Raw genomic sequence first — 26,747 nt, 5'->3', positions numbered from 1 at the left:
TGTGCGCTGTCTGTCCACAGCTGTCTGTCCGCACCCAGAGTAGAGCCGCCCCCGGCCGCGACTGCGACCGGGGGCGGTGGGGAAGCGCGGTGTGTTCTACAGCACGCACTCCGCCTCGGCGTACCGCTCCGCCGGGACCGTCTTGAGGGTCGCCACCGCCTCGGCCAGGGACACCATCACGATGTCCGTGCCGCGCAGCGCCGTCATCCGGCCGAACTCCCCGCGGTGCACCGCCTCCACGGCGTGCCAGCCGAACCGGGTGGCCAGCACCCGGTCGTACGCCGTCGGCGTGCCGCCGCGCTGGACGTGCCCGAGGATCACCGGCCGGGCCTCCTTGCCGAGCCGCTCCTCCAGTTCGAGGGAGAGCTGCCGGGCGACGCCGGCGAACCGCTCGTGGCCGTAGACGTCCTTGCCGCCCTCGTCGAAGTCCATGGTGCCCGCCCTGGGCTTGGCGCCCTCCGCGGCCACGACGATCGCGAACCGCTTGCCCGCCGCGAAACGCTCGCCGACCTTCGCCGCCAACTCCTCGATGTCGAAGGGGCGTTCTGGGACGACGATGGCGTGGGCGCCGGCCGCCATGCCGGACTGGAGCGCGATCCAGCCGGTGTGACGGCCCATGACCTCCACGATCAGCACCCGCTGGTGGGACTCGGCGGTGGTCTTCAGCCGGTCCAGGGCCTCGGTGGCGACGGTCACGGCGGTGTCGAAGCCGAAGGTGAGGTCCGTGACCGCGATGTCGTTGTCGATGGTCTTGGGCACGCCGACGATCGGCAGGCCGTTGTCCGACAGCAGTCGGGCCGCCTTGAGCGTGCCTTCGCCGCCGATCGGGATGATCGCGTCGAGCCCCAGCTCCTCGACGTGGCCCTTGGCCCGCTGCACGCCGTCCCGCAGGTGCTCGGGACGGACCCGGGAGGAGCCGAGGATGGTCCCGCCGCGGGCGAGGATGCCACTCACCGCGTCGAGGTCGAGCTTGAGGTAGTCGCACTCCAGGAGGCCCTTCCAGCCGTCGCGGAAGCCGATGACCTCGTCGCCGTGGTCGACGACGGCACGGTGTACGACGGACCGGATGACGGCGTTCAGGCCGGGACAGTCGCCGCCGGAGGTGAGGACGCCAATGCGCATAGCCCGAATAACCTTCTCAACATGGGCGCGGGGACCGGACCACACTGTCCGGTCGGTCCCCGCCACCCTAGCGGCACCGGGCGGTGGGGCCGAACCGTGCGTCCGCCTGCTGGACGGGCCCGCTCACCTGTGCGGACACCGTGCCAGACGGGCTCCCGCCGGGGCTGTCCACGCGGGCCGCCGCGGGCCTGTTCCGGCTGCGCGCCGACGCACGCAGCCGGTCCTGCGCAGGCTGCTGCGCAGCTGTCACTACGCAGGCTGCTGCGCAACTGTCACTACGCAGGCTGCTGCGCAACTGTCACTACGCAGGCTGCTGCGCAACTGTCACTACGCAGGCTGCTGCGCAGCCGCGATGCGCTCGTTGCGCAGTGCCTCGTACCAGTGGTCCTCGATCGGCGGCAGCGCGTTGACGTCGAGCGCCAGCTTCAGCAGCAGGTCCGCGATCAGCGGGTTGCGGGCCAGTACCGGCCCGTGCATGTACGTGCCGAAGACGGTGTCGTTGTACGCGCCCTCCGTGCCGTCGCCCGTGCCGTTGCCCCGGCCCAGACGGACCTGGGCGAACGGGCGGGCGGTGGGGCCGAGGTGGGTGACGCCCTGGTGGTTCTCGAACCCGGTCAGCTGGGGCAGGCCGAGCCGCGGGTCGACGTCGCCGAGCACGTCGCCGACGCACCGCTCGCCCTCACCGCGCACCGACACGACGTCGAGCAGGCCGAGCCCCGGCTCGCGCTGCCCGAGGTCGTTGACGAACTCGTGGCCGAGGATCTGGTACCCGGCGCAGACGGAGAAGACGATCGCGCCGTTCTCCACCGCCCTGTGCAGACTGCCGTCGCGGCGCAGCCGCTCCGCCGCCAGCCGCTGCGGCCGGTCCTCGCCGCCGCCGATCAGGTAGATGTCGCCGGAGGTCGGGATCGGCTGGTCGCTGCGCACGTCGAGACGGGCCACGTCCAGGCCGCGCTGGCGGGCCCGGCGCTCCACCACGAGGACGTTGCCCTGGTCGCCGTAGGTGCTCAGCAGGTCCGGGTAGATCCACACCAGCCGCAGTTGGTTGTCACTCATGAAGTGGTCGTCCTTCGTGGTCAGTTGCCGACGCGGCGGCGCAGGTCCTGGAACGCGGTGTAGTTGGCGATGACCTCGATCCGGCCGGGCGGGGCCTGCTGCACGGCCTGGTCCAGGCTGTCGCAGACCTGGAACTGCTGGCCCGCGACCTCCAGGCGCACCGCGAGGTCCAGCTTCCGGTCACCGAGCACGAAGAGCGGGTGCCCGGTCAGGCGCGTGTAGTCGACGTCCCACAGCCAGGAGGTGTCGGTGCCGTCGGCGCTGCGCGCGTTGACCGACAGGATGACCGGGGTGGGCGGCGGGTCGATCAGGGAGAAGGTCTCCAGCCAGCCGGCCGGGTTCTTCGCCAGCAGCAGGCGCAGGTCGCGGCCCTGGAACTGGACGACGTCGTAGCGGCCGGCGACCGCCTGCACCTGGTACATCCGCTCCAGGGCGACCTGCGGCGGCACCCCGAAGACGGCGGCGACGGCCGCGGACGAGGCCGCGTTGGCCTTGTTGGCGCGGCCCGGCAGCTGAAGGTGGATCGGCCAGGCCGAGCCGTGCGGGTCGAGGACGTGGTCGCCGGACAGGGCCCAGCTGGGGGTGGGCCGGCGGAAGCCGCACTCGCCGCAGTACCAGTCGTCGCCCGGACGCTGCATCACTCCGCCGCAGGAGGGGCAGGACCAGGCGTCGTCCTTCCACATCTGCCCGGCGGCCACCCAGATCACGTTGGGGGACGAGGACGCGGCCCACACCACCAGCGGGTCGTCGCAGTTGGCGACGAGCACGGCCTTGGAGCCGCTGAGCGCCTCGCGCCAGTTCTCGGCGAGCATCCGGGTCTCGCCGGCCCGGTCGAGCTGGTCGCGGGAGAGGTTGAGCAGCGCGATGCACTTGGGATCGGTGTCCCGGGCCACGCCCGCGAGGTACTTCTCGTCGACCTCTATCACGCCGAACTTGGCGTCCGAGCCGCCGGCGAGCGCCGAGGTGATGCCCGCGGGCATGTTCGCGCCGAGCGCGTTGGACACGACGGGACCCGCGGCCCGCAGCGCCTCGGCGATGAGCCGGGTGGTCGTGGTCTTGCCGTTGGTCGCCGAGACCAGGATCACGTCCAGGTGCTGGGCGAGCCGGGCGAGCAGATCGGGGTCGAGCTTGAGGGCCACCCGACCGCCGATCACCGAACCGCTGCCCCGTCCCGCGGCACGCGATGCCGCGGCGACCGCCTTGCCCGCGGTCACGGCCAGCTTGGCCCGCGGCGTGAGCGGGTCCGAGTTGCCTGCCATCAGTTCTCGATCCTCCTTGCGTACGCGCCGCGCCCTGAGCCATCCGGCAACGTGGTGTGGACCTCAGCCTATCGAGATCCGTTGATGCTCCCGAATCCCGGCCCATGCCAGCGCGGCAGGCAGGGGCACATGGAACCGTACCCTTGCCGCCATGCGACATGGCTCGATCCCGGGCGCCCGCGGGCGCGTCCGGCCCCTTTCCCTGCTCGGCAGCCCCGTTCTGCACGCCCCTTGCGAGGAGGTCACCGACTTCGGCCCCGAACTGTTCCAGGTGGTGGAGGACTTGTTCGCGACCATGTACGCGGCGCGTGGCGTGGGCCTCGCCGCGAACCAGATCGGGCTGCCGCTGCGCGTCTTCGTGTACGACTGCCCGGACGACGAGGACGTGCGCCACCTCGGCCATGTGGTCAACCCGCGGCTGGTGGAGGCGGACGGAGTGGAGATCCGCGGGCCGGAGGGCTGCCTCTCCCTGCCGGGCCTGGAGGCGGGGACGGAGCGCTACGACCACGCGGTGGTCGAGGGCTTCTCGGTGACCGGGGAGCCGGTCACCGTGCACGGGACGGGGTTCTTCGCGCGCTGCCTCCAGCACGAGTGCGACCACCTCGACGGCCGGGTGTACGCCGACCGCCTCTCGGGGTGGCGGCGCAGCCGGCTGCTGCGGCAGGCCGCACGGGCACCGTGGGGGCGGTGAACCTCCGCGCGGCCACGGGCCGTCGGCGGCCGTTCGCGCTCCACGGCGCAGCCGCACGGTGACGAGCACCGAGCAGCACCGAGCCCGCGGGCACGGCTCAGAAGCCGGGGCCGCCCACCTTGTCGCCCACCGCCGCCAGCCGTCCCCACAGGAGGTCCGCCAGGCTGCGGACCAGCTCCGCCCGCGAGCACGGCCGTTCGCCCAGCCACCAGTCGCCGGCCGCGTGCATCATGCCGACGATGCCGTGGCCCCACACACGGGCCAGTTGCTGCCCGGCCGGACCCAGGGCGAGCCGCTCCTCGATGACCAGGGCCAGCTCCTCGCCCATGCGGCGCAGCAGCGGGGCGGAGTGCTTGCCGACGTCGAAGCCCTGGTCGGTGCCCTGGCCGCCCTCCGCCGGGTGCATCAGGAAGCGGTAGACCTGCGGGCGGGCCTCGATGGCCGCGAGGTAGGTGTCCAGCGTCGACTCCACGCGCTCCCGTCGGTCCGCGGGGGCGTCCAGCGCGGCCCGCAGGGAGCCGAGAAGGGCGTCGGTGTGCCGCTGGGCGAGGGCGGCGTACAGCCCTCCCTTGTCGCCGAAGTGGCGGTAGAGGATCGGCTTGGTGATGCCGGCCTCGGCGGCGATGGCGTTCATCGACGCGTGCGGGCCGTCGCGCAGCACCACCCGGTCGGCGGCCTCCAGCAGCTCGCGCCGTCGGCGGTCGGCGGACCGCTGCTGATCGGTCCGCTGCGTGGTGTCCATGAGATCTCCCCACCCGTGCTGGTTCGGTGACGCCTGCGCAAAGTAACACTGACTGGGCGGGATACCTCGAACGGGCTGCCGGGGAATGATCAGGAGTCGACTTTTTCTACTGACCGGTAACATAGTATCGTTACCGCAAGTAACATGCAGGTGCGCCGCTGGAGGGGACATGGCCGAGTTCACCATGGAGCTCAACGACGAGCAGAAGGAGGTCCGGGACTGGCTGCACGGCTTCGCGGCCGATGTGATCCGCCCGGCCGCGGCCGAGTGGGACGAGCGCGAGGAGACCCCCTGGCCGGTCATCCAGGAGGCCGCCAAGGTCGGCATCTACTCCCTCGACTTCTACGCCCAGCAGTACTTCGACGCCACCGGCCTCGGCATCCCGATGGCCATGGAGGAGCTGTTCTGGGGCGACGCCGGCATCGCCCTGTCCATCGTCGGCACCGGCCTCGCCGCCGTGGGCGTCCTCGCCAACGGCACCGAGGAGCAGATCGGCACCTGGATCCCGCAGATGTACGGCGACCCGAGCGACGTGAAGGTCGCCGCCTTCTGCTCCTCCGAGCCCGACGCCGGCTCCGACGTGGCCTCGATGCGCACCCGCGCGGTCTACGACGAGGCCAAGGACGAGTGGGTGATCAACGGCACCAAGACCTGGGCGACCAACGGCGGCATCGCCAACGTGCACGTGGTCGTCGCCTCCGTCGACCCCGAACTCGGCTCCAAGGGCCACGCCTCCTTCATCGTCCCGCCGGGCACACCGGGACTGAAACAGGGTCAGAAGTTCAAGAAGCACGGTATCCGCGCCTCGCACACCGCCGAGGTGGTCCTGGACGGCGTACGCGTCCCCGGGTCCTGCCTGCTCGGCGGCAAGGAGAAGCTCGACGAGCGGCTCGCCCGCGCCCGGGAGAAGGCCCGTAGGAGCGGTGAGAGGGTGATGAACGCCGCGATGGCCACCTTCGAGGCGTCCCGCCCCGCCGTGGGCGCCATGGCGGTCGGCACCGCCCGGGCCGCCTACGAGGTCGCCCTCGACTACGCCAGGACGCGGGAGCAGTTCGGCCGGCCGATCATCGACAACCAGGGCGTCGCCTTCCAGCTCGCCGACATGCGTACGCGGATCGACGCCGCCCGGCTGCTGGTCTGGCGGGCCTCGTGGATGGCCATCAACGGCAGGCCGTTCGAGGCCGCCGAGGGCTCGATGTCCAAGCTGTTCGCCAGCGAGACCGCGAAGAAGGTCACGGCCCAGGCCATCCAGATCCTCGGCGGCAACGGCTACACCCGGGAGTACCCGGTGGAGCGGATGCACCGTGACGCGGCGATCTACACCATCTTCGAAGGGACCAGTGAGATCCAGCGGCTGGTGATCTCCCGCACGATCTCGGGCATGCCCATCCGCTAGCGGTGCCGCAGCGGCGTCAGTTGCTCGATGTCATAGCGCCTTCTGAGGGCCTCGATCGCCGTGTGGTTCGGCGGGCCCCCGTTGCCCAGGATCTCCAGCAGTTCCTCGAAGTACCGCTCGTGGTCCGGCGGTGGGGACGCCTGGAAGAACATCTTGGCGGGGGTGTCGGTGGGGTTGGCGAAGGCGTGCGGGCAGCCCGGCGGGACGACGATGACCGTGCCCGGGGTCGCCCGCACCACGCGGTTGCCGGAGTGGGACTCCCATCGCTGCCAGTGGTCGGGGGTCCGGATCCGCGGCTCGAAGGCGAGCACGTCCAGCTCGCCCTCGAGCACGTAGAACAACTCCTCGCTGCGGGTGTGCACATGGGCGCCGACGTCGAAGCCCGGCGGGACCTCCACCTCGAAGGTGGAGGCCGTCCGCGAGTGCGAGCCGGTGACCTTGAACGTCACGCGCTGGGCCGGTGCCTCGACGACGCGGCCCTGGCCCGGCGGTACGAGCAGCCCTTCCGTGGTCATCGCCGCCTCACCACGTCACGGGCAGGGCCTCGGGCCCCCGGAGCAACGCGCCCTTTCTGAAGGGCACTTGCTCCGGGGACACCGCGAGCCGCAGATTCGGCACCCGGTCGAGCAGGGCGTCCAGCAGCAGCTCCGACTCCAGCCGGGCCAACTGGCCGCCCGGGCAGTAGTGCGGGCCGAAGCCGAACGCCACGTGCGGGTTCGGACTGCGCGTGAGGTCGATCGTCCCGGGGTCGGGGAAGACGTCCGGGTCGCGGTTGGCGGCCAGATACGACACGTAGACCGCGTCGCCCGCCCTGATCCGCACCCCCTTGATCTCCACGTCCTCCAGGGCGATCCGGGACAGCCCGACGGCGTTGCGGTGCGGGATGTAGCGCAGCAGCTCGTCGATGGCCCGGGGGCGGAGCCGCCGGTCCGCGCGCAGCCGGTCGGCCAGCTCGGGACGGCTCAGCAGGATGTAGAACATCTGCCCGCTGTTGCCGGTGACCGCCTCGCCGCCGATCTGGAGGAGGATCGCGAGCCCCACGGCCTGCGCCAGGGCGATCTCACGGCGTGCCACGGCGGTCCCGAGCAGCGAGGCGATGTCCTCACCGGCGCTGTCCGCGCGGGCGTCGAGGAGCTCGGCGAAGTACGTGCCCATCTCCTCCCTGGCCTGCTCGCTGACGGCGGCGCCGTGCGCGGAGGACAGGATCAGCCGGGTCCAGGCGTGCATCCCCTGCCGGTCCGCGACCGGCACACCCATCAGCTCGCAGATCACCGCGATCGGGAACGGGCTGAGCACGTCGGCGGTCAGGTCGGCGGGCGGGCCGCTCGCGAGCAGGTCGTCGACCAGTTCGTCCAGCATCCGTCGGGCGCTGTCCCGCACCCGCTCGACACCGTGCGCGGTGAGGGCGGGGGCGACCGTGCGGCGCAGCCGGGTGTGGTCGGGCGGGTCCAGGAAGCCGACCGCGTCGCGGGCCGGGATGAAGTGCGGGGCCAGCCGGGTGATCTGCCGGTCGATGACCGCCTCACGGCTGAACCGGGGGTCGTTGGTGACCGTCCGCACGTCGTCCATGCGGGTCACCAGCCACGCCCAGCCCTCGCCGTTGGGCAGCTCGATACGGGTGATCGGGCCCTGCTCCATCAGCTCGGAGAGCACCGGGTCGACGGCCACGCCCGTCAGGTCGAGCGCGGGCCAGTGCCGGACCGGCGGCACCGTCCCGGTGCGCGCCTCCTCGACGAGCGTCTCCTCGGTCATGCCCCGCCTCCGGCCTGCCAGTAGCCGAGCGACATCTCGGCGGTGATGCCGGGACCGAACCCGGCGAGCAGTCCGCGCGCCCGGTCCTCGGTGCTGCCGTCGTCGAACAGCCGGCGCAGCGCGTCCAGGACGACGGCGCTGGCGATGTTGCCGTACTCGGTGAGCGTGGCCCGGCTGAACCGGAACGCGTGCGGCTCGACGTTCAGGAACTTGCTGAGGTCGTCCAGGATGCGCGGGCCACCCGCGTGGATGACGTAGAAGTCCAGGTCGGACGCGTCCCAGCCGTGCACTGCGGCCAGGTCCCGCAGGGCGGGGGCGAGCGGTTCCATCGTGGTGGGCACCCGCTTGTCCAGCATGAAGTGGAAGCCGGTCGCCCGGACGTCGTAGGCGATCCACTCCTCGGTCTTGGGGATCAGGTACGAGCCGTTGCGTTCCAGCCGGACGCCCGTGCCGCCGGTGCCGCGGACCACGGCCGCGGCGATGCCGTCGCCGAACAGGCCGTTGGAGAGCAGGGAGCCGACGCCCAGGTCGGTGGGCTGGTAGCACAGCGAGCAGAACTCGCAGGCCACGATCAGCGCGTTGGCGTCCGGGTAGGCCGTGCAGAAGTCGTGGGCCCGGTTGATCGCGGCGCCCCCGGCCGCACAGCCCAGCTGGGCTATGGGCAGCTGCCGGGTGGTCGAGTCGAACTCCATCTCGTTGATCAGCCACGCGGTGAGCGAGGGCATCATGAAGCCCGTGCACGACACGTAGACGATGACATCGATGTCCCGGGCCAGGAGCTCGGCGTCGTCGAGAGCCCGCTGGATGACCGCGGGGACCCGGGCCTTCGCCTCCTGCTCGTAGAGCTTGTTGCGCTCCTCGAAACCGGGGTGCTTGAGGGTCTCCTCGATGGGCTGCACGATGTGCCGGGTCCGCACGCCGGTGTTCTCGATCAGCCGGAGGGCCAGCGGGAGCTGCGGGTGGTCCGCGTGGCGGGAGCGCGCGAGCTCCAGCGTCTCCTCCATCGTGATCACGTGCTCTGGAACGGACACCGAGGGTCTGCACAAAGTCGCCATGAGCCGTGCCTGCTTTCGCCTTCCGGAAGGCCGGTTGCCCCCCGGTCAGAGGGTGGTGCACCAGAAGGGTGGTCCCTCCACGATCACCCGGAAGGGCGACGATCTTCTCGCGGAACTACTCCAATCCGGCGACGGCGAACAGAGCCCGGCGGGCTCGCGAGACGTGACTCAGGAGGACGGGAAACCGGCTCCCGCGGCCGGAGAACGCCTGCTCACAGCCTTGAGGTCGCGCTCCGTCACGAGCCTCGCGACCCGCTCCGTCCGCCACCCACCACAGGAAGATCCAGGCCGCGCCTCCTGGGCCGCCGGGAGCGGGCGCCGGCGTCAGCCTTCAGGAGTACGGCGCCGGCCCGCACGGAGGGAGCCGCCGTCCCCGCGGAGCCGGCACCGCGGGCGACGCGCAGGCGTACGGCCGGGCTCCGTGTCGCGGCGCGGCGGGGGCGCGGGGCGCGTGGCGGGGCGGGGGCGCGGCGGGGCGCAGGGCGAGGCGCAGGGCGAGGCGGGGGCGCGGCAGGGCAGCTCGGGGCTCGGCGGCCGTGCCGAAGCGCCTGCCGGGTCGCGACGGCCGACCTCGCGCGACGACGACCCCGTCGGTCCCGTCGGCCCGTCCGTGCGGCGCCGGCCCGGTCCGTGCGGTCAGCCGGAGGCGGTTCCGCTGCTGTGGGCGATGCAGGCCACGTCGATGCGGTCGGCCAGCTTGGCCAGCTCGATGGTCAGCGCGGCCACCGTGTCCTCGTCGAGACCCTCCTGGCCGGCCTCCACCAGCCACAGCCACCGCCCGCCGACCGTGCGCAGCAGCTTGCTCACGTCGGCCGCGGCCACCTGCAAGGTACCGCGGTCGTCGACGATCAGAGGCAGAGTCACTTCGCGGTTCACAAAGGGGATCGTAGCCGTGGAAGCCTCACGCCCCGTGCCACACGGTGGTGATGTTGCAGAACTCGCGGATTCCGTGCCCGGACAGCTCACGTCCGTACCCCGACCGCTTCACACCGCCGAACGGGAACGCCGGGTGCGAGGCGGTCATCCCGTTGATGTACACCCCGCCCGCCTCCAGATCCCGTACGAACCGTTCCACCTCGGTCTCGTCCTCCGTCCAGACGTTGGAACTCAGGCCGAAGAGCGAGTCGTTGGCGATGAGCACCGCCTCGTCGAGGTCGGTCGCCCGGTACAGCGTGGCCACCGGACCGAACGCCTCCTCGCGGTGGATGCGCATCTCGCGGGTGATGCCGGACAGCACGGTCGGCGGGTAGTACCAGCCGGGCCGGTCGGGCCGTTCGCCACCGCACAGCACATGGGCCCCGCCGCGCCGGGCGTCGTCGACGAGTTCCTCCAGGTCCGCCCGGCCCCGCTCGCTGGCCAGCGGCCCGACCTCGGTGTCCTCCTGCAACGGGTCGCCGATCCGCAGCGCCCTCATACCGGCCACGAAACGCTCGGCGAAGGCGTCGTGGACGTCCGTGTGCACGATGAACCGCTTGGCCGCGATGCAGGACTGGCCGTTGTTCTGCACGCGCGCGGTCACCGCGACCCCGGCGGCCCGGTCGATGTCGGCGGACGGCATCACGATGAAGGGGTCGCTGCCGCCCAGCTCCAGCACGGTCTTCTTGATCATCTCCCCGGCGGTGGACGCCACCGCCCGCCCGGCCGGCTCGCTGCCGGTCAGGGTGGCCGCCTTCACGCGCTCGTCGCGCAGGATGTCGTCGACCGCTCCGGAGCCGATGAGCAGGGTCTGGAAACAGCCCTCGGCGAAACCCGCCCGGTGGAACAGGTCCTCCAGGTACAGGGCCGTCTGCGGCACGTTGGAGGCGTGCTTGAGCAGGCCGACGTTGCCGGCCATCAGGGCGGGCGCGGCGAAGCGGACCACCTGCCACAGCGGGAAGTTCCAGGGCATGACGGCCAGCACCGGTCCGAGCGGCCGGTACCGGACCAGGGCGCGGGAGGCCCCGGAGTCCTTCACGTCCGACTCGGCGGGCCGCTCGTCGGCGAGGAGTTCCTCGGCGTGCTCGGCGTACCAGCGCATCGCCTTGGCGCACTTCGCGGCCTCCGCGCGGGCCTGCTTGACCGGCTTGCCCATCTCCGTGGTCATGACACGGGCGATCTCCTGCTGGTCCTCGTCGAGGAGGGCGGCGGCCCTGTTCATCAGCCGGGCCCGCTCGGCGCAGGCCGTCGTCCGGTACGTACGGAACGTGGCCTGCGCGAGCTGGAGCCGGCGCTCGATCTCCTCCTCGCCCATGGCCTCGTACGTCTTGAGCGTCTCGCCGTTGGCCGGGTTCACCGTGGCGATGGACATGGCTGACCTCCCCTGGAGCGGGTTGTGCTTCGACCTTCCCGCGCCGCGGTGCCGATCGCAACGCGTGAGGTCCTCGTCAGAGCAAGTGCTCGGCCAGGCGGTCGAGAAACGCGGTCTGGGCCGTGACGATCACCTCGCGGGCCCGGTCCGGACCGAGCCAGGCCACCCGGTCGAGCTCCGGGAACTCCTGGGTGCGTCCGGACCGCGGCGGCCACTCCATGGTGAACGTGCCGGGGACGATCGCCGCCGGGTCGAGGTCGCCCTCGATCGCCCAGGCCGTGACGGTCTTGCCGTTCGTCTGCCTGACCTCGCCCAGCGGCACGGCCTCCCCGTCCGGCGGCGGCAGCCCCAGCTCCTCCCGGAACTCGCGGCGGGCCGCCTCCCACGCGGGTTCCTCCGGGTCGTACTCGCCCTTCGGCACCGTCCACGCCCCCGCCTCCCGCCGGGCGAAGAAGGGGCCGCCCATGTGCCCGAGAAGCACCTCCAGGCCGTCGCCGGCGTGCCGGTACAGCAGCAGACCGGCACTGCGCCGGCCCCGCCGGGCGCTCATGGCGCGATCTCCGGGTGCGCGGCCAGCAGCGTCGCGACGCTGTCGGCGTCCTCGGGCCGCTTGTCCTCGCGGTAGCGCACGACCCGGGCGAAGCGGAGGGTCACGCCCGCCGGGTAGCGGGTGGACCGTTGCAGGCCGTCGTAGGCGATCTCGACGACGAGTTCGGGGCGCACGGTCACCACCCAGCCGTCGTCCTCGACGGCGAGCCGGCGCAGTCGCTCGGTCTGCCAGGCCAGCATCGCGTCCGTCATGCCCTTGAACGTCTTCCCGAGCATCGCGAAGCCGCCGTCGGCGGTGCGTGCGCCCAGGTGCAGGTTGGACAGTTTGCCGGTGCGGCGGCCGTGGCCCCACTCGGCGGCCAGGACCACCAGGTCCAGGGTGTGCACGGGCTTCACCTTGAGCCAGGCCGCGCCTCGCCGGCCCGCGCTGTAGGCGGCGTCGAGGGCCTTGACGACCACACCCTCGTGGCCGCGCCGCAGCGTCTCGGCCAGGAACCGTTCGGCCTCGCCCACGTCGTCCGCTCCGGACACCAGGGTGCGCCTGACCCGCATCGGCTCCGGCACCAGACGGGCCAACTCGGCGTGGCGCTCGGTCAGCGGCAGGTCGAGCAGGTCGCGGTCGCCGACCGACAGCGCGTCGAAGAAGACGGGGGAGACGGGGACCGCCTCGGCGGCCGTGGCCACGTCGACGCGCGAGCCCACGCGTCCGGCGGTCTCCTGGAACGAGCGCGGCCGCCCGTCCGCCCCGAAGGAGATGACCTCGCCGTCCAGGATGAACCGCTCGCCGTTCAACTCCCGTGCGGCCGCCGTCAGTTCCGGGAGCCGGTCGGTGATGTCGTCCAGGGTGCGGGTGTGCACCCGTACGGTGTCGCCGTCCCGGTGGACCTGGACCCGGATGCCGTCGAGTTTCTCCTCGACGGCGCACGCGCCGAGCCGTTCGACCGCCTCGGCCACGGAGGAGGCGCTGTGCGCCAGCATCGGCAGGACCGGGCGGCCGACGGTGAGCCGGAAGCGCTCCAGCGCCGGCGGGCCGTCCGCGAGCAGGGCCTGGGCCACCGTCTGCAACGATCCGGCCAGCATCACCGCCCGCCGCACGTCCGCCGGGGGCGCGCCCGTCGCCCCGGCCAGCGCCTCGACGGCGATGGCGTCCAGCGCCCCCTGCCGGACCTCCCCGGTGAGCAGCCCCAGCAGGAACCGCTGCTCGTCCTCGGTCGCCGCGCCCATCAACTCATCGACTATCCGGGCGCGTTCCGCCTGGGACCCGGGGCCGGACACCTTGCCGAGCTCGCTCAGCCGGGCGTCCACCTCGCGCACGGTGAGAGACGCCCCGGCGGCCGGGGCGACCCGGCGGCCGAGCACCTTCCAGCCCACCCCCAGCCGCCCCTGCGGCAGCCGGCCCGCCAGATACGGAATGACGACCGGCACGTCCTCCGCCCCCGCCTCCCGGAACAGCTCCGCAAGCAGAACGATCTTCCGAGACCGCGCCGAGGCGGCAGCAACCTCCCGCGAAACCTGAGCCAACCGCGCGAGCAACATGCAGCCATGGTGCAACGCAGGACGCCGCCGTACACCCGGACGCCGCCCCGCACACGGCGGTCGCCATGCCGCTCGCGTGCGCGGCCTGTACCCGAGCGTCCCCGTGTACGCGGGCGTCGGTCTGTACGTGGGCGTCCCCGTGTACGCGGGCGTCGGTCTGTACGTGGGCGTCCCCGTGTACGCGGGCGTCGGTCTGTACGTGGGCGTCCCCGTGTACGCGGGCGCCGGTCTGTACGTGGGCGTGGTCCGGTTCGCGGGTGCGGGCTGTACGTGGCGGTGGTCCCGCAGACGGTCGAGGGCGCCCTACACTCGGGCGCCCCGAGCCGCGCCCCCCGCCGCCACCGCCGCGTCGAGGTCGGTGAACAGCAGTTCGCCGTTGATTGCCGCGCCGGCGCGGTAGCCGCGGCTGGCGGCGTTGATCACCTGTTCGGCGAAGCCGCTCGCGTTTCCGGCCGACCACAGGCCGGGGACGGTCGTCAGGCCCCGTTCGTCGATCACCGGGAAGGCGCCGAACGGCGTCTCGCGCAGTTCGGCGCCCAGTTGCTGGAGCAGGTCGGTCTGCGGCAGTGCGCGCGGTGCGACGAACAGAGCCTCGCGGGCGTGGGTCGTGCCGTCGGCGAGGCGGACCCCGGTCAGCCGGTCCGCCTCGACGACGATCCCGGCCACCTCGCCGGGCACCACGCGGACGCCGGCCGCGGCCAGTCGGCGCAGGTCGTCGTCGCTCAGCTCGTCCTCGCCGACCTCGTGCAGGAAGAGCGTCACGTCCTTGGACCACTGGGTCACCATCAGCGCCTGGTGGACGCTCAGCGGGGTCGTGGCGAGCACGCCGAAGGCCTGGTCGCGCACCTCCCAGCCGTGGCAGTACGGGCAGTGCAGGACGTCGCGGCCGAAGCGTTCGGCGAGGCCCGGGACCGCCGGGAGCTCGTCCTTCAGGCCGGTGGCGACGACCATCTGCCGGGCGTGGACCGTGCGCCCTCCGGCCAGCGTCACGTCGAACTCCCCGTCGGCGTCCCGGACGGCCTCCACCGCCCGGTCCCGGACCAGCTCGACCCCGTAACGCTCGATCTCCTCGCGGCCGGCGGCGAGGAACCGCTCCGGGGACATGCCGTCCCGGGACAGGAAGCCCTGCATGTGCGCGGACGGCGCGTTGCGCGGCTCGCCCGCGTCGACGACCAGCGTGCGCCGCCGGGCCCGACCGAGGACCAGCGCGGCGGACAGGCCCGCCGCGCCGCCTCCGACGACGACGGCCTCGTACTTCTCGGTCATGGTGACCACCTCCACCGAGAAGGTCGTCCGTCCGGTGCCGGACTGACAAACGCATTTGCCGGTTCCGCAACCGAGGCAGCAGTATCGAGGCATGAGCATCGAGGACGTTCTGGCCGACGTGGGCCCCCGGCTGCGCCGGATACGCAAGGAACGGGAGGTCACCCTCGCCGCCCTCGCGGAGGCGACCGGGGTCTCCGTCAGCACCCTGTCGCGCCTGGAGTCGGGCCTGCGCAAGCCCAGTCTGGAGCTGCTGCTGCCGATCGCCCAGGCCCATCGGATGCCGCTGGACGAACTGGTCGGAGCCCCTCCGGTGCGCGATCCGCGGGTACGGGCCGAGCCGATCGTGCGCGGCGGCCGCACCCACTGGCCGCTGACCCGGCAGCCGGGCGGCCTACAGGCGTTCAAGGTGCTGGAACCGCGGCGCAGGCTCGAACCGGACCCTCGGACGCACGAGGGCTACGAGTGGCTGTACGTGCTGTCCGGCAAGCTGCGGCTGGTGCTCGGCGGGCACGACGTGGTGCTCACGGCCGGTGAGGCGGCGGAGTTCGACACGCGCGTGCCGCACTGGTTCGGGTCGACGGGGGAGGGGCCGGTGGAGTTCCTGAGCCTGTTCGGGCCGCAGGGCGAGCGCATGCACGTACGGGCGCGGCCGTCCCGCGGTGGCGAGGACGGCTGACCACGGGTGTTCCCCGATGGGCAAGCGACTGCTTAGTATGCGATCGACCCGGTCAGACGACGCGACGACGTGGTCCCCCTTGGAGGCGGCGCATGCAGGCATGGCGAGTGCACGACAACGGTGAGCCGGGCAAGGTGATGCGCCTGGAGGAGACCGAGCCGCCCGTCCCGGGCGAGGGCCGGATCCTGCTCAAGGTGCGTGCCGCCAACATCAACTTCCCGGACGCGCTGCTGTGCCGCGGCCAGTACCAGGTCAGGCCGCCGCTGCCCTTCACCCCGGGCGTGGAGATCTGCGGCGAGACGGAGGACGGCCGCCGGGTGATCGCCAACCCGGAGCTGCCGTACGGCGGTTTCGCCGAGTACGCCGTCGCCGCCACCGACGCCGTACTGCCCGCCCCCGACGCGCTGGACGACGCCGAGGCGGCCGCCCTGCACATCGGCTACCAGACGGGCTGGTTCGGCCTGCACCGCCGGGCCCGCCTGGAGGCCGGCGAGACCCTGCTCGTACACGCCGCCGCCGGAGGCGTCGGCAGCGCGGCCGTGCAGCTCGGCAAGGCGGCCGGCGCCCGGGTCATCGGTGTCGCCGGCGGTGCCGGGAAGGCCGCCGTGGCCCGCGAGCTGGGCTGCGACGTGGTGATCGACCGGCACACGGAGGACGTCGTCGCCGCCGTGAAGGAGGCCACCGGTGGCCGGGGCGCGGACGTGGTCTACGACCCGGTCGGCGGCACGGCCTACGCCCAGTCCGCCAAGGCCGTCGCCTTCGAGGGCCGGATCCTGGTCGTCGGCTTCGCCGGGGGGACCATCCCCAGCCCGGCGCTGAACCACGCACTCGTCAAGAACTACTCGATCGTGGGCCTGCACTGGGGCCTGTACAACACCAAGAACCCCGAGCTGGTCCGGCGCTGCCACGAGCAGCTCACCGACCTCGCCGCCCGGGGCGCGATCAAGCCGCTGGTGAGCGAGCGGGTGCCGCTGGGCGGGGCCGCGGCCGCCGTCCAGCGGGTCGCCGACGGAGCCACCACAGGCCGCGTCGCCGTGGTGCCCGACCTGGAGAACGGAGCCGCCGCATGACCGATGCCGAGGAACTGCGCCGCCGCACTGGCGAGTTGCTGGCCGCGCACCCACCGGCCACCACCGGCACGCTCGACTTCCTCAGGGCCCGCTTCGACGCCGGGCTCGCCTGGGTGCACTACCCGCGAGGCCTCGGCGGGCTCGGCGCCGCCCGCTCTCTCCAGACCGTCGTGGACGCCGAGTTGGCGGCGGCGGGCGCCCCGGACAACGACCCGCGGCGCATCGGCATCGGCCTCGGCATGGCCGCGCCGACCATCCTGCGCCACGGCACCGAGGAGCAGAAGCGGCGCTTCCTCAGGCCGCTGTGGACCGGGGAGGAGGTCTGGTGCCAGCTGTTCAGCGAACCGGGCGCCGGATCCGACCTGGCCGCCCTCGGCACCCGGGCGGTCCGCGACGGCGACACCTGGGTGGTCAGCGGCCAGAAGGTGTGGACCTCCAGCGCCCACCTCGCCCGCTGGGCCATCCTCATCGCCCGCACCGACCCCGACCTGCCCAAGCACCAGGGCATCACCTACTTCCTCTGCGACATGACCGACCCCGGCGTCGAGGTGCGGCCGCTGCGCCAGGTCACCGGAGAGGCCGAGTTCAACGAGGTCTTCCTGACGGGCGTGCGCATCCCCGACTCCCACCGTCTCGGCGACGTCGGCGACGGCTGGCGGGTCGCCCGGACCACGCTCATGAACGAGCGCGTGTCCATCGGCGGTATGCGGCTGCCCCGCGAGGGCGGCATGATCGGCCCGGTCGCGAGGACCTGGCGCGAGCGCCCGGAGCTGCGCACCCACGACCTGCACCATCGGCTGCTGAAACTGTGGGTGGAGGCCGAGGTCGCCCGCCTGACCGGCGAGCGGCTGCGTCAGCAACTGGCCGCGGGCCAGCCCGGCCCCGAGGGCTCCGGCATGAAGCTCGCCTTCGCCCGCCTCAACCAGGAGATCAGCGGCCTGGAGGTCGAACTCCGTGGTGAAGAGGGGCTGTTGTACGACGACTGGAGCATGCGCCGTCCCGAACTGGTCGACTTCACCGGCCGCGACGCCGGCTACCGCTATCTGCGCGCCAAGGGCAACAGCATCGAGGGCGGGACCAGCGAGGTCCTGCTGAACATCGTCGCCGAGCGCGTCCTCGGACTGCCCGCCGAGCCCCGCACCGACAAGGACGTCGCCTGGAAGGACCTCGCCCGATGAGCGCGATGACCCCGATGAGCACCACGAGTGCCGAACCCGACCTGCTGTACTCGGAGGAGGAAGAGGCGCTGCGCGCCGCCGTCCGGGATCTGCTCACCGACCACTGCGCCCCGGCGGACGTGATCGCGCGCGCCGAGACGGACGCCCCGCACGACCTGGCACTGTGGAAGACGCTCGCCGACGGCATGGGCCTGGCCGGTCTGCTGGTGCCCGAGGAACACGGCGGCCAGGGCGCCACTCACCGCGAAGCGGCGGTCGTCCTGGAGGAGTTGGGCCGCGCGGTGGCTCCCGTCCCGTACCTCACCAGCGCCGTGGTCGCCACCGAGGCGCTGCTGGCCTGCGCGGGCGACGACTGCGCCGGGCTGCTGTCCCGCCTGGCGTCCGGTCGTGCGATCGGCGCCCTCGCGGTCGGGCTGCACACCGCGCCGGGTGCCTTCAGGACCGTAGGACTGGAATCCGGTCTGCTGCACGGGGAGTTGACCGGCATCGCGGACGCCGCGGTCGCCGATGTGCTGCTCGTGCCCGCGGAGGACGGCGCGCTCCACGCGGTCGACGCGGACGACGTCACCATCACCCCGCAGGTGTCGCTGGACCTGACCCGGCCGCTCGCGACCGTCTCCTTCGACGCCGTACGGGGCCGCCGGCTGGGCGACGCCGGGCCCGCCGTGCACCGGGCGCTGCGGGCCGGCGCCGGACTGCTCGCCTCCGAACAACTCGGCCTCGCCCACCTGACGTTGGCCGAGACCGTGCGCTACCTGAAGGAGCGCACGCAGTTCAACCGGCCGGTCGGCGGCTTCCAGGCGCTCAAGCACCGGCTCGCCCAGGTGTGGCTGGAGGTCGCCGGACTCCGCGCCGCCGCCCGGTCCGCGGCCGACGCGCTCGCCAGGGAGGAGGACGCCGACGTGGCGGTCGCCGTCGCCCAGGCCCACGCGGCGCCCGTCGCCGTCCATGCGGCCGAGGAGGCGCTGCAACTGCACGGCGGCATCGGCATGACCTGGGAGCACCCGGTCCACCTGTACCTGAAGCGGGCCAAGGCGGACTCGATCGCGTACGGCACCGCGGGCGCCCACCGCGAGGCGCTGGCCCGACTGGTCGGCCTCGAAGCGCCCTGACGTCCCGCCGGGCGTCAGGGATGCAGGCTGCCGACGATCTGCGCCGTGGCCATCAGACCCTCGTGAATGGTGGGCGCCATGCTCGTACCCGCCAGGAAGAAGCCGAGCAGGACGCAGACCAGTGCGTGCGAGAACTTCAGCGCGCAGTTGCGCACGAAGATCACCGCAAGGAGCAGAAGCAGCAGCACCACAGAGATGGAAATGGCCATCGTCGTCCTCCTCCGCCACGCCCACTTCGCGGCTTTCGGCCGCAAGTGTGGCGTAGCGGAGGGTCAGGCCGTGCGGGAGACGTGTCCTCCGAACGAGTGGTTCTGCCGTCGTCCCGGAACCGCGCCGCGCGTTCCGGAGCGTGATGTCCGGTGCGGGGCTCAGGCCTCGATGACACGGGAGCGGATGAGGAAACGCACTCCCTCGGGTGCCTCCAGGGAGAAACCGCTGCCCCGTCCGGGCACCACGTCGACGATGAGCCGGGTGTGGCTCCACACCTCGTACTGGCTGCGCGACATCCAGAACGGCACCGGCGGGTCCACCCCCTCGACCTCCAGCTCCGCGAGCAGCACGTCCGAGCCCCCGGTACGGAACTCGCCGTCCGGGTAGCACATCGGCGCGCTTCCGTCGCAGCAGCCGCCCGACTGGTGGAACATCAGCGGCCCGTGCGCCTCGCTCAGCCGCCGCACCAGCCCGGCCGCCGCGGGCGTGAACTCCACACGCGGGATCTCCTCGTACATCGTCGCCGTCCTTCGCCGCCGAAGAAGAAGCCGGACCCAGACAAGCAGCACGGAGGTTGCGACAAGGTTGCACGGCACGCGTTCCCGGGGCCTGCCGTACGCCGTCGGGCCGCCGTGCCCCTCGCGACGCGCGCGTACGGGCGATCACTGAGATCCTGAGCGGGAGAAGCGCTGCCCATGACATGACCGGTGGTGGTGAGCGCGGTGTCCGAATGCGGCGACAACAGTTCCGGGCCGACGGCCGCGGGCCTTGATCCTCTGGGGGACCCGTTCCTGCGTACCCGGTTCGCCGTGCCGGTACCGCCGGCCACGTTCCTGCGCCGGCGGCGCCTGCTCGATCACCTGGACCAGGCACTGACCACACCGCTGACCATGGTCAACGGCGGCGCGGGTGCGGGCAAGACGCTGCTGGTCGCCGACTGGGCCGCCCATCTGGAACGGCCGGTGGCCTGGCTCACCGCGGACGCCACCGACCAGGCACCCGGCGTCTTCTGGGCCTACCTGCTGGAGGCTCTGCGCGCCTGTGGGGCGCAGGAGATCCGCGACGTCGGCTGCCCGGCCGAGGCCGCCGTGGTCGACCACGGCCTGCTCGCCCGGCTCGCCGCGCGGCTGAACGGCCGCGACCGGCCCGTGATGGTCATCCTCGACGAGTACGACCGGGTGACCGCACCGGAGATCGCCGATCAGCTCGGTTTCGTCCTGCACCACGCCGGACAGGGCATGCACCTGGTCCTCGTCACCCGCACCGAACCGACGCTGCCCCTGCACCGCTACCGCGCGGACGGCACCCTGACCGAGATCAGGGACGCGGAACTGGCCTTCACCGCGGAAGAGGCGGGAACCCTGCTGGAACTGCACGGACTGCGACTCGGCGGCGACGCGGCCCGCGCGCTCGTCGAGCGCACCCGGGGCTGGGCGGCGGGCCTGCGACTGTGCGCCCTGGCCGCGCAGCAGAGCAGCGACCCGGAGACCTACCTCAAGGAGTTCGAGGCCGGGCAGAGCACGATCGCCGACTTCCTGCTGGCCGAGGTGCTCAAAAGACAGCCGGCCCCGACCCAGGACCTGCTGCTGCGGGTCAGCGTCCTGGACCGCTTCTGCCCCGACCTGGCCAACGCGCTCGCCGGGCGCCGGGACGCCGAACCCATCCTGGCCGAGCTGCACCGGGCGAACGCGTTCGTGGAGCACCTCGGCCACTCCTGGTACCGCCTCCACCCGCTCTTCGCGGAGATCCTCGCGGCGCACCTGCGGGTGCGGTTCCCCAGCCTGGAGACCGAACTGCACCGCAGGGCCGCCGAGTGGCTGCGGCACACCGGGCCGCTGCCCGAGACGCTCGCCCACGGCGCCGCGGCCGGCGACTGGCGGTTCACCGCCCGCGCCCTGGTGGACGACCTCGCGATCGGGGAGTTCTTCACCGGCCTGCGCTCCGGGGACCTGGGCGAGTTGTTCTCGCGGATGACCCCCGAGACCGCCGGCCCCGAGGCCGACCTCGTCCGCGCGGCGCGCGAGCTGTCCGACGGCGACCTCGGCCACGCCCGCCCGCACCTGGAGCACGCCCGCCGGGAACTGGCCCGCGCCGGTGCCGACATGGCGGCGGCCCGGCTCAGCTTCGCCCTCCTGGACACCCTCGCCGCCCGGCTGACCGGCGCCCCGGGCCGGGCCGAACACGCCGCCCGGACGGCGCGGGAGCTGCAACAGGACCTCCCCGCCGAACTCCTGGACAAGCACCCCGAACTCGCCGCCCTGCTCCAGACCCACCTGGGCGCAGCCCGCCTGTGGGCGGGACGCTTCGAGGACGCCAGGGCCGCGCTGTCCGCCGCGGCGGCCGGCTCCGACGGGGCCACCGCGCTGCCCCGGGAGGAATCCCTGAGCCAGCTCGCGCTCATCGACTACCTGACCGGCTGGCCCACGCGCGCGGAACGCAAGGTCCTGGCGGCGCTCGCCGACGCGGAACGGTTCAGCCTGGCCGAGCCGACCGGCTCCGGACTCGGCCGCCTGGTGCTGGCCGCGGTGGCCGTCGACCGTGACGAACTGGAGGAGGCCCAGGCCCTGCTGGACCGGGCGACGGCCCCGCAGCCGGTGCCGTGGGATCCCGTGGCGGCCGCCGGCCTGATCATCGCGCGGGCACGGCTCCAACTGGCCCGCGGAGAGGCCAGGGCCGCCCTGGAGACCGCCGAGTCGGCCGTCCCCGCCGCCGTGGCCTCACCCTGGGCCGAAGCCCACACCGCGCTCGTCGTCTCCGCCGCCCACCTCGCCGAGGGCCGCCCCGAGCTGGCCGTGAAGGTGCTGGAGGACGCCGTGGGCACCGACGCCGCCTGCACGGTGGCGGCCGCCCGCGCCCACCTGGCCGCGGGTGACCCGGGCACCGCCCTGGACCTGCTCGACGCCCTTCCCGCCGGGCCGCGCAGCGGTCCCGCCGTCACGGTCCGGGCCCTGCTCGTGCGTGCCGAGGCCACCGGCCGGCAGGGCGACCACGCCACCGCGCGCCGGCTGGCGACCCGCGCGCTGCTGGAGGCCCGCAACGAGCGGCTGTGGCGCCCCTTCCACGAGGCCGGACCGTGGCTGCGCCGCCTGCTGGACACGGACGCGTTCCCCGGGCCGCCGGCCCGCCCGGGTCCCCCGTCCGGGACCGATCCGGGGACGGGCCGCCCGGCCGCCCTGGTCGTCGACCGGCTCAGCGGCCGGGAGCGGGACGTGCTCCAGCGGGTCGCGCTGATGATGACGACCGAGGAGATCGCCGCGGACCTGTTCGTATCGGTCAACACCGTGAAGACCCACCTCAAGAGCGTGTACCGCAAGCTCGGGGTCAACCGGCGCAACGAAGCGGTGCACCGGGCCCGCGAACTGCGCCTGCTGTGAGCCCGCGACGGGCCCGCACCGACTGCACCGGCGGGGTGTTCGGGTCCGTGCTCGCCGCCTCCGTCGTGGTCGGCGCCGGCGTGCCGGAATCCTTCCCGCGCCTGCGACTGGCGCTGTTGCTGCTGCTCACCGGCGTGGTGTTCTGGCTCGGGCACGTGCACGCCCGGCTGTTCGGCGCCCGCCCGGCCCAGCGCCACCTGGACCGCGGCACCGTCCTGCACGTGTGCCGCGACGAGTGGCCGATCGCCGAGGCGGCCCTGCCGTCGGCTCTCGCGCCGGCCGTCAGCCCGCTGTTCGGCCTGGAGCTGTCGGGCGGGCTGTGGCCGGCGCTCGCCGTGGCCGTGGCCGGTCAGGTGGGCTGGCCGGCGGCCGCGGCGCGCCGGGCCGGCGCCTTTGGGGGCCTGGTCGCGGGCACGGCGGCGGTCAACCTGGTGATCGGGCCGCTGATCCTCGTGTTCGAGGTCGTCCTCACCCACTGACCCGGGACACACTCGCCTGCCGTATCACCTGCGCCGGGTGAGGCCCGGCGGCCGGGCCGGGCGGACCCTCGGACACGGGGAGTGGTACGCCCGTCCCCAGGCCACCGTGGGAGCGGCTGATGCGCTACGAGATCCGCGTCGACGGGCACATGTCGGAGACGCTGACCAAGGCATTCCCGGAGCTGGACCACGTGGTGATGTCCGGTCAGACCGTCCTGTTCGGACCCGTCGTGGACGAGGCGCATCTGTACGGGCTGCTCGCCCGCTGCCAGTCACTGGGCCTGCGGGTCCTGGAGATGCGCCGCGTCCCGGAGTGAGCTACCCGGGCGGCCGGTCACGGTGCTGCTGGCGCAGACCCGCCTGGATGGCACCCGTCAGCACGCGCGCCGCGACACCCACGAGCAGCAGCCCGCCGGCCATCTGGAGCATGGCCAGCACCCGCCCGGTCTGCGACCGCGCCGTGATGTCGCCGTACCCGACGGTGGTGAACGTGGTCAGCGCGAAGTACAGGGCGTCCGTCCTGGTCAGCGGCTCGGTGAAGGAGCTCGGATCGGAGTGGTCCAGGAGGTAGTAGGCGCCGGCGAACAGCAGCAGGAACAGCGGAAGCGTGATCGCCAGCGCTTCCACGGCCTTCAGCCGGGGGTAGGGCGAGCGGGCGATGGCCCACACCTCCCACCCGAAGAACAGGGCGACACCGAGCAGCCCCAGCCCGAGCAGGACCGCCGTCGTGGGCGAGGCCCGGCCGTCCAGGGGCAGCAGGTAGTACGCCGTCACCAGACCGGCCGTGACGAACACCGAGCGAGCGAGCACCATGGCGGCCGCCGACCGGGGCACACGCTGCTCCCGGTCCCGCCGCGGCGGGCGCCTCCCCGCGGTGTTCGGGGTGCGAGGAGCTGCCGAGTCGCTCATCTCGTGTCCCTCCGGTTCCGCTGTCCGGGAAACGCGCGCGCAGGTCCGCATCCAGATCAACGCGGCGACGCGGGGCACGGATCACCCCCCATGGGTGACCCGTGGGACTCCGCCCCGCGGGACGCTGGCGTACGGGTCCCCGCACACCGTCCCGTCGGCGGTCCGGCAGCGACCTGCAACCGATCCCCGCGAGGAGGAGCCATGACCATGTCGCGTGGTTCGGCATCGCATGCCGGAGCGGAGCACAGGCCCGGCGGGACGGGCCCCCACCCGGACGGCGACCCCGCCGACATGCTGGCGGGCCTCGGCAGTTCGTGGTCCTGGCTCCTGGGTTCGGCGCTGGCGACGCTGGTGCCGGGGATCATCGTGCTCGCCTGGCCGAACGCGACCCTGCACGTCCTGGCGATCGTGATCGGGTTGTACCTGCTCGTGACCGGCGCGTTCCGGTTCGTCGCCGCGTTCTCCCGGGAGGAGCACGGCGAGCGCCTGCCGCGGCTGCTGGTCGCGGTGCTGTTCGTCCTCGCCGGGGTGCTGTGCCTGAGGCACCCGTTGCAGACGATCACCGCGCTCTCGCTGATCGTCGGGATCGTCTGGCTGCTGTCCGGCATGCTCACCGCCTACACGGCGCTCGCCTTCCGGAGCCTGCCCCACCGCGGCGTCGTCCTCGGCGCGGCGGCGCTCGGCATCGTCGCGGGCATCGTGGTGCTGGCGCTGCCCACGCAGTCGGCCCTGGTGCTGACCCGGCTGCTCGGCCTGTGGCTGGTGCTGCTCGGCCTGGTCGAACTGGGCGTCGCCTTCGCCTGGCGGTCGGCACTGCGCAGGGCCGCCACGGGGACCCCGTCGGGGCCCGCGGCGACGGTCTGAGCCCCCTCGTACGCCGCCCGCAGGGCCGGTCAGGGGCCGCACGCCCGCCGTCCTGCCCTCGGCCGGCCGGCCCCCGTCCCGGCGGTTCACGCCGTGTGGCGCACTGCCCCGCACGCGACGACCAAGGAGGATCCATGGCCCCCGCCGACGCCCCCGTCCCGCCGGCCCCTGGCGGCGCCGGGGAGCCCCGGCGCTCCCTGACCCCCGCGGAGTACGCCGAGTACGAACGGCTGCGCCGGGCCGCCGCGGTCAAGCACCGGAGGCTGCGCCGGGCGGGCGCCACGATCCTGCTCGTGGTGACGCTGGTGTTCGCCCCCCTGGCCGTCGTCGCGGCCTGGGTGCACGACACGGTCGGCGACACCGACCGCTACGTCCAGACCGTCACACCCCTGGCCCACGAACCGGCCGTGCAGAACGCCGTGATCGACCGGCTGACCAAACGAGTCGTGGACAACATCGACCTGAACGCGGTGACCGCGGCGCTGACCGACGCCCTCAGGAAGTCCGGGGCCCCGCCGCGCGTCGTCGACAACTCCACCGTGCTGACCGGCCCGCTGCGCGGCGCCGTCACCGACGTGGTGCACCGCGTCGTCAAGCGCGTCATCACCAGCGACGTCTTCGAAGAGGTCTGGGTGACCGCCAACCGGCGGGCGCAGACGGCGCTGATGAACGTCCTCACCGGAAACCAGAAGGGCGCCGTACGGGCGCAGGGCGACACCGTGCAACTGGACATCGGGGTCGTCGTCGACCAGGTCAAGCACGAGCTGGAGAAGGCCGGCTTCCGGAAGGCCTCGGTCATACCGGCACCCGACCGTTCGATCACCCTGTTCAGGACCGAGAAGCTGAGCAAGGCCCAGGACGCCATGCGGCTGCTCGACATCGTCGGGGTCTGGCTGCCCGTCGTGACCATCGTGCTCGCCGCGCTGACCGTGTGGACGGCTCCGTCGCACCGACTGACGTTGCAGGTCACGGCCATCGGCGTGGGCGTGATGATGATCGTCCTGCTCATCGCCCTGGCCGTGGCCCGCCGGGTCTACCTCGGCTCCGTCCCGCCGACCACACTGCCCCCCGACGCCGCCGCGGTCATCTACGACACCCTGGTGAGGTTCCTCCGCGACAGCGCGCGCACCCTCCTGGTCGTCGCCGTGATCACGGCGCTGGCCGCCTACCTGTACGGCCCAGGACGCGCGGCTCGCGGGGTGCGGACGCTGGCCGGGCGGAGTACCACCGCCGCGGGCGAGGCGCTCGGCCGCGCCGGAGTGCACACCGGCACGGCCGGACACTGGCTGGACGCCCACCGGAAGTGGACCACCGGCGTCGTCATCGCGGCCGGGGCGCTCGCCCTGGTGCTCTGGAACCACCCCACGGTCGCGGTCGTCGCACTCGTTCTGTGCGTCGTCCTCGCCGTTCTGATCCTCCTGGCCGTCCTCGCCTCCGCCACGGGTCCCGCCGAGTCCGCGGGATCCGGCGGCGTACGTCCCGCGACGTCGTGAGCCCCCGAACCCCGGGGCCGCGCGGGCGCGGGACCGCGGCGGCGCCGCACGGTCACCCGCATCGGGTGAGGCGCCCGGGCTTTGCCGTGCGCACGCTGACAGAGGTCGGACAGCGCACCCGGGCACAGACCCGGAACAAAGAAGAGAAATGAGCACGCAGATGAACCTCGCGTACGACTACCCGCTGCTGAGCGCCTTCTGGACGATGCTGTGGTTCTTCCTGTGGATCATGTGGTTCGTCCTGCTCTTCCGGGTCATCCTCGACATCTTCCGCGACGACGGCCTGAACGGCTGGGCCAAGGCCGGGTGGCTGGTGTTCTGCATCGTGCTGCCGTTCCTCGGCGTCCTCGTCTACGTCATCGCCCGCGGCAAGAGCATGGGCCGCCGGGAGATCGCACAGGCGCGGGAGCAGCAGGAGGCGTTCAACGCCTACATCCGGCAGACCGCGGCCGGCGGCGGGGGCGGGTCCAAGGTCGACGAACTCGCCCGGCTGTCCGACCTGCGCGCCCGTGGAGACATCACCGACGAGGAGTTCGCCCGGGCCAAGGAGATGATCCTGACCGGTGGCGCCCCCGAGGGCCGCGCCACCTCCGTGACCTCCACCCCCGAGAGCCCCGACAGCTCCACTCCCGGCCGTCGATGACCACGCCGGACGAGACGAAACGAGGGAG

General features: G+C 72.9%; 26 protein-coding genes and 1 pseudogene. 12 read left to right on the top strand and 15 right to left on the bottom strand.

All coding sequences use genetic code 11. The annotated features are described in order from the left end of the window. Positions 1–96 precede the first annotated feature (96 nt). The 3 genes from ACFY3J_RS14560 to ACFY3J_RS14550 form a co-directional block, all read right to left on the bottom strand. Positions 97–1,122, bottom strand: coding sequence for a 6-phosphofructokinase (locus tag ACFY3J_RS14560; protein ID WP_384181582.1), 1,026 nt, complete (start codon positions 1,120–1,122; stop codon positions 97–99). A 327-nt stretch (positions 1,123–1,449) separates the two neighbouring features. Continuing rightward, on the bottom strand, positions 1,450–2,178 hold the full coding sequence (locus tag ACFY3J_RS14555) for a type 1 glutamine amidotransferase (protein WP_384181580.1): 729 nt from the start codon (positions 2,176–2,178) through the stop codon (positions 1,450–1,452). 20 nt (positions 2,179–2,198) lie between these two features. Further along, positions 2,199–3,437: a MurT ligase domain-containing protein gene (locus ACFY3J_RS14550; RefSeq protein ID WP_384181578.1), complete on the bottom strand. Its 1,239-nt coding sequence runs from the start codon at positions 3,435–3,437 to the stop codon at positions 2,199–2,201. 151 nt (positions 3,438–3,588) lie between these two features. On the opposite strand from ACFY3J_RS14550, the gene def reads away from it, so the two are divergent. Then, on the top strand, positions 3,589–4,128 hold the full coding sequence (def, locus tag ACFY3J_RS14545; RefSeq protein ID WP_376409837.1) for a peptide deformylase: 540 nt from the start codon (positions 3,589–3,591) through the stop codon (positions 4,126–4,128). A gap of 97 nt (positions 4,129–4,225) precedes the next feature. On the opposite strand, the gene ACFY3J_RS14540 is transcribed toward def, so the two are convergent. Next, a complete protein-coding gene (locus ACFY3J_RS14540) occupies positions 4,226–4,870 on the bottom strand; it encodes a TetR family transcriptional regulator (protein ID WP_384181574.1) in 645 nt (214 codons plus the stop codon). Positions 4,871–5,039: 169 nt separating this feature from the next. Between ACFY3J_RS14540 and ACFY3J_RS14535 the strand changes: the two genes are divergently transcribed. Further along, positions 5,040–6,266: an acyl-CoA dehydrogenase family protein gene (locus tag ACFY3J_RS14535; protein WP_384181572.1), complete on the top strand. Its 1,227-nt coding sequence runs from the start codon at positions 5,040–5,042 to the stop codon at positions 6,264–6,266. Here the strand turns inward: ACFY3J_RS14535 and ACFY3J_RS14530 are convergent. From ACFY3J_RS14530 to ACFY3J_RS14495, 8 genes and pseudogenes are all read right to left on the bottom strand, one after another. Beyond that, positions 6,263–6,781: a cupin domain-containing protein gene (locus ACFY3J_RS14530; RefSeq protein ID WP_384181317.1), complete on the bottom strand. Its 519-nt coding sequence runs from the start codon at positions 6,779–6,781 to the stop codon at positions 6,263–6,265. The two genes, ACFY3J_RS14535 and ACFY3J_RS14530, sit on opposite strands and share 4 nt — an antisense overlap. A gap of 7 nt (positions 6,782–6,788) precedes the next feature. Beyond that, on the bottom strand, positions 6,789–8,018 hold the full coding sequence (locus ACFY3J_RS14525) for a cytochrome P450 (RefSeq protein ID WP_390840978.1): 1,230 nt from the start codon (positions 8,016–8,018) through the stop codon (positions 6,789–6,791). Then, positions 8,015–9,082: pseudogene (locus ACFY3J_RS14520) on the bottom strand (type III polyketide synthase); the annotation flags it as partial. The gene ACFY3J_RS14525 and the pseudogene ACFY3J_RS14520, both read right to left, overlap by 4 nt. Before the next feature lie 627 nt (positions 9,083–9,709). Beyond that, positions 9,710–9,949: a DUF6213 family protein gene (locus ACFY3J_RS14515; protein ID WP_390840977.1), complete on the bottom strand. Its 240-nt coding sequence runs from the start codon at positions 9,947–9,949 to the stop codon at positions 9,710–9,712. A gap of 25 nt (positions 9,950–9,974) precedes the next feature. Beyond that, positions 9,975–11,360 (bottom strand): NADP-dependent succinic semialdehyde dehydrogenase, encoded by a 1,386-nt coding sequence (locus ACFY3J_RS14510; protein ID WP_384183440.1) that lies wholly within the window; start codon positions 11,358–11,360, stop codon positions 9,975–9,977. A 76-nt stretch (positions 11,361–11,436) separates the two neighbouring features. Then, on the bottom strand, positions 11,437–11,910 hold the full coding sequence (locus ACFY3J_RS14505; RefSeq protein ID WP_384183443.1) for an NUDIX domain-containing protein: 474 nt from the start codon (positions 11,908–11,910) through the stop codon (positions 11,437–11,439). Beyond that, complete coding sequence (locus ACFY3J_RS14500) at positions 11,907–13,445, bottom strand: ATP-dependent DNA ligase (RefSeq protein ID WP_390840976.1); 1,539 nt, start codon at positions 13,443–13,445, stop codon at positions 11,907–11,909. The genes ACFY3J_RS14505 and ACFY3J_RS14500 overlap by 4 nt, the downstream gene beginning before the upstream one ends. Before the next feature lie 303 nt (positions 13,446–13,748). Continuing rightward, positions 13,749–14,711, bottom strand: coding sequence for an NAD(P)/FAD-dependent oxidoreductase (locus ACFY3J_RS14495; protein WP_390840975.1), 963 nt, complete (start codon positions 14,709–14,711; stop codon positions 13,749–13,751). Positions 14,712–14,802: 91 nt separating this feature from the next. Between ACFY3J_RS14495 and ACFY3J_RS14490 the strand changes: the two genes are divergently transcribed. The 4 genes from ACFY3J_RS14490 to ACFY3J_RS14475 all read left to right on the top strand — a co-directional run bounded on the left by ACFY3J_RS14490 (position 14,803) and on the right by ACFY3J_RS14475 (position 18,747). Continuing rightward, a complete protein-coding gene (locus tag ACFY3J_RS14490; RefSeq protein WP_390840974.1) occupies positions 14,803–15,387 on the top strand; it encodes a helix-turn-helix domain-containing protein in 585 nt (194 codons plus the stop codon). A gap of 92 nt (positions 15,388–15,479) precedes the next feature. Continuing rightward, a complete protein-coding gene (locus ACFY3J_RS14485) occupies positions 15,480–16,457 on the top strand; it encodes an NADPH:quinone oxidoreductase family protein (RefSeq protein ID WP_390840973.1) in 978 nt (325 codons plus the stop codon). Continuing rightward, positions 16,454–17,635 carry an acyl-CoA dehydrogenase family protein gene (locus ACFY3J_RS14480; RefSeq protein ID WP_390840972.1) on the top strand — a complete coding sequence of 394 codons (1,182 nt, stop codon included), beginning with the start codon at positions 16,454–16,456 and terminating at the stop codon, positions 17,633–17,635. The genes ACFY3J_RS14485 and ACFY3J_RS14480 overlap by 4 nt, the downstream gene beginning before the upstream one ends. Beyond that, entirely contained in the window at positions 17,632–18,747 is a 1,116-nt protein-coding gene (locus tag ACFY3J_RS14475; RefSeq protein WP_390840971.1) for an acyl-CoA dehydrogenase family protein, read from the top strand. Before ACFY3J_RS14480 ends, ACFY3J_RS14475 begins: the two co-directional genes overlap by 4 nt. Positions 18,748–18,761: 14 nt before the next feature. Here the strand turns inward: ACFY3J_RS14475 and ACFY3J_RS14470 are convergent, their stop codons facing one another. Together ACFY3J_RS14470 and ACFY3J_RS14465 are read right to left on the bottom strand one after the other, a co-directional pair. Continuing rightward, a complete protein-coding gene (locus ACFY3J_RS14470) occupies positions 18,762–18,956 on the bottom strand; it encodes a hypothetical protein (RefSeq protein ID WP_141363227.1) in 195 nt (64 codons plus the stop codon). 159 nt (positions 18,957–19,115) lie between these two features. Next, the gene (locus ACFY3J_RS14465) at positions 19,116–19,475 is read right to left on the bottom strand and encodes a DUF779 domain-containing protein (RefSeq protein ID WP_390840970.1); all 360 of its coding nucleotides are present in this window, start codon (positions 19,473–19,475) and stop codon (positions 19,116–19,118) included. Between the two features lie 189 nt (positions 19,476–19,664). Here ACFY3J_RS14465 and ACFY3J_RS14460 point away from each other — a divergent pair, with 189 nt between their 5' ends. The 3 genes from ACFY3J_RS14460 to ACFY3J_RS14450 all read left to right on the top strand — a co-directional run bounded on the left by ACFY3J_RS14460 (position 19,665) and on the right by ACFY3J_RS14450 (position 23,127). Further along, positions 19,665–22,331 (top strand): LuxR C-terminal-related transcriptional regulator, encoded by a 2,667-nt coding sequence (locus ACFY3J_RS14460; protein WP_390840969.1) that lies wholly within the window; start codon positions 19,665–19,667, stop codon positions 22,329–22,331. After that, positions 22,328–22,810 carry a hypothetical protein gene (locus ACFY3J_RS14455; protein ID WP_390840968.1) on the top strand — a complete coding sequence of 161 codons (483 nt, stop codon included), beginning with the start codon at positions 22,328–22,330 and terminating at the stop codon, positions 22,808–22,810. The genes ACFY3J_RS14460 and ACFY3J_RS14455 overlap by 4 nt, the downstream gene beginning before the upstream one ends. Before the next feature lie 119 nt (positions 22,811–22,929). Beyond that, a complete protein-coding gene (locus ACFY3J_RS14450; RefSeq protein WP_361414644.1) occupies positions 22,930–23,127 on the top strand; it encodes a hypothetical protein in 198 nt (65 codons plus the stop codon). Position 23,128: 1 nt separating this feature from the next. Here ACFY3J_RS14450 and ACFY3J_RS14445 read toward each other — a convergent pair whose 3' ends face one another. Next, positions 23,129–23,719 carry a potassium channel family protein gene (locus ACFY3J_RS14445; protein WP_390840967.1) on the bottom strand — a complete coding sequence of 197 codons (591 nt, stop codon included), beginning with the start codon at positions 23,717–23,719 and terminating at the stop codon, positions 23,129–23,131. A gap of 201 nt (positions 23,720–23,920) precedes the next feature. Here ACFY3J_RS14445 and ACFY3J_RS14440 point away from each other — a divergent pair, with 201 nt between their 5' ends. The 3 genes from ACFY3J_RS14440 (at position 23,921) to ACFY3J_RS14430 (ending at position 26,719) form a co-directional block, all read left to right on the top strand. Continuing rightward, the gene (locus ACFY3J_RS14440) at positions 23,921–24,583 is read left to right on the top strand and encodes an HdeD family acid-resistance protein (RefSeq protein WP_384183472.1); all 663 of its coding nucleotides are present in this window, start codon (positions 23,921–23,923) and stop codon (positions 24,581–24,583) included. 134 nt (positions 24,584–24,717) lie between these two features. Further along, entirely contained in the window at positions 24,718–26,076 is a 1,359-nt protein-coding gene (locus ACFY3J_RS14435; protein WP_390840966.1) for a hypothetical protein, read from the top strand. A gap of 148 nt (positions 26,077–26,224) precedes the next feature. Beyond that, complete coding sequence (locus ACFY3J_RS14430; protein ID WP_390840965.1) at positions 26,225–26,719, top strand: SHOCT domain-containing protein; 495 nt, start codon at positions 26,225–26,227, stop codon at positions 26,717–26,719. The last annotated feature ends 28 nt before the right edge of the window (positions 26,720–26,747 follow it).

This window comes from Streptomyces sp. NPDC001231 (assembly GCF_042896885.1).
GTDB lineage: Bacteria > Actinomycetota > Actinomycetes > Streptomycetales > Streptomycetaceae > Streptomyces.
This window is presented reverse-complemented; position numbering and strand designations above follow the sequence as displayed.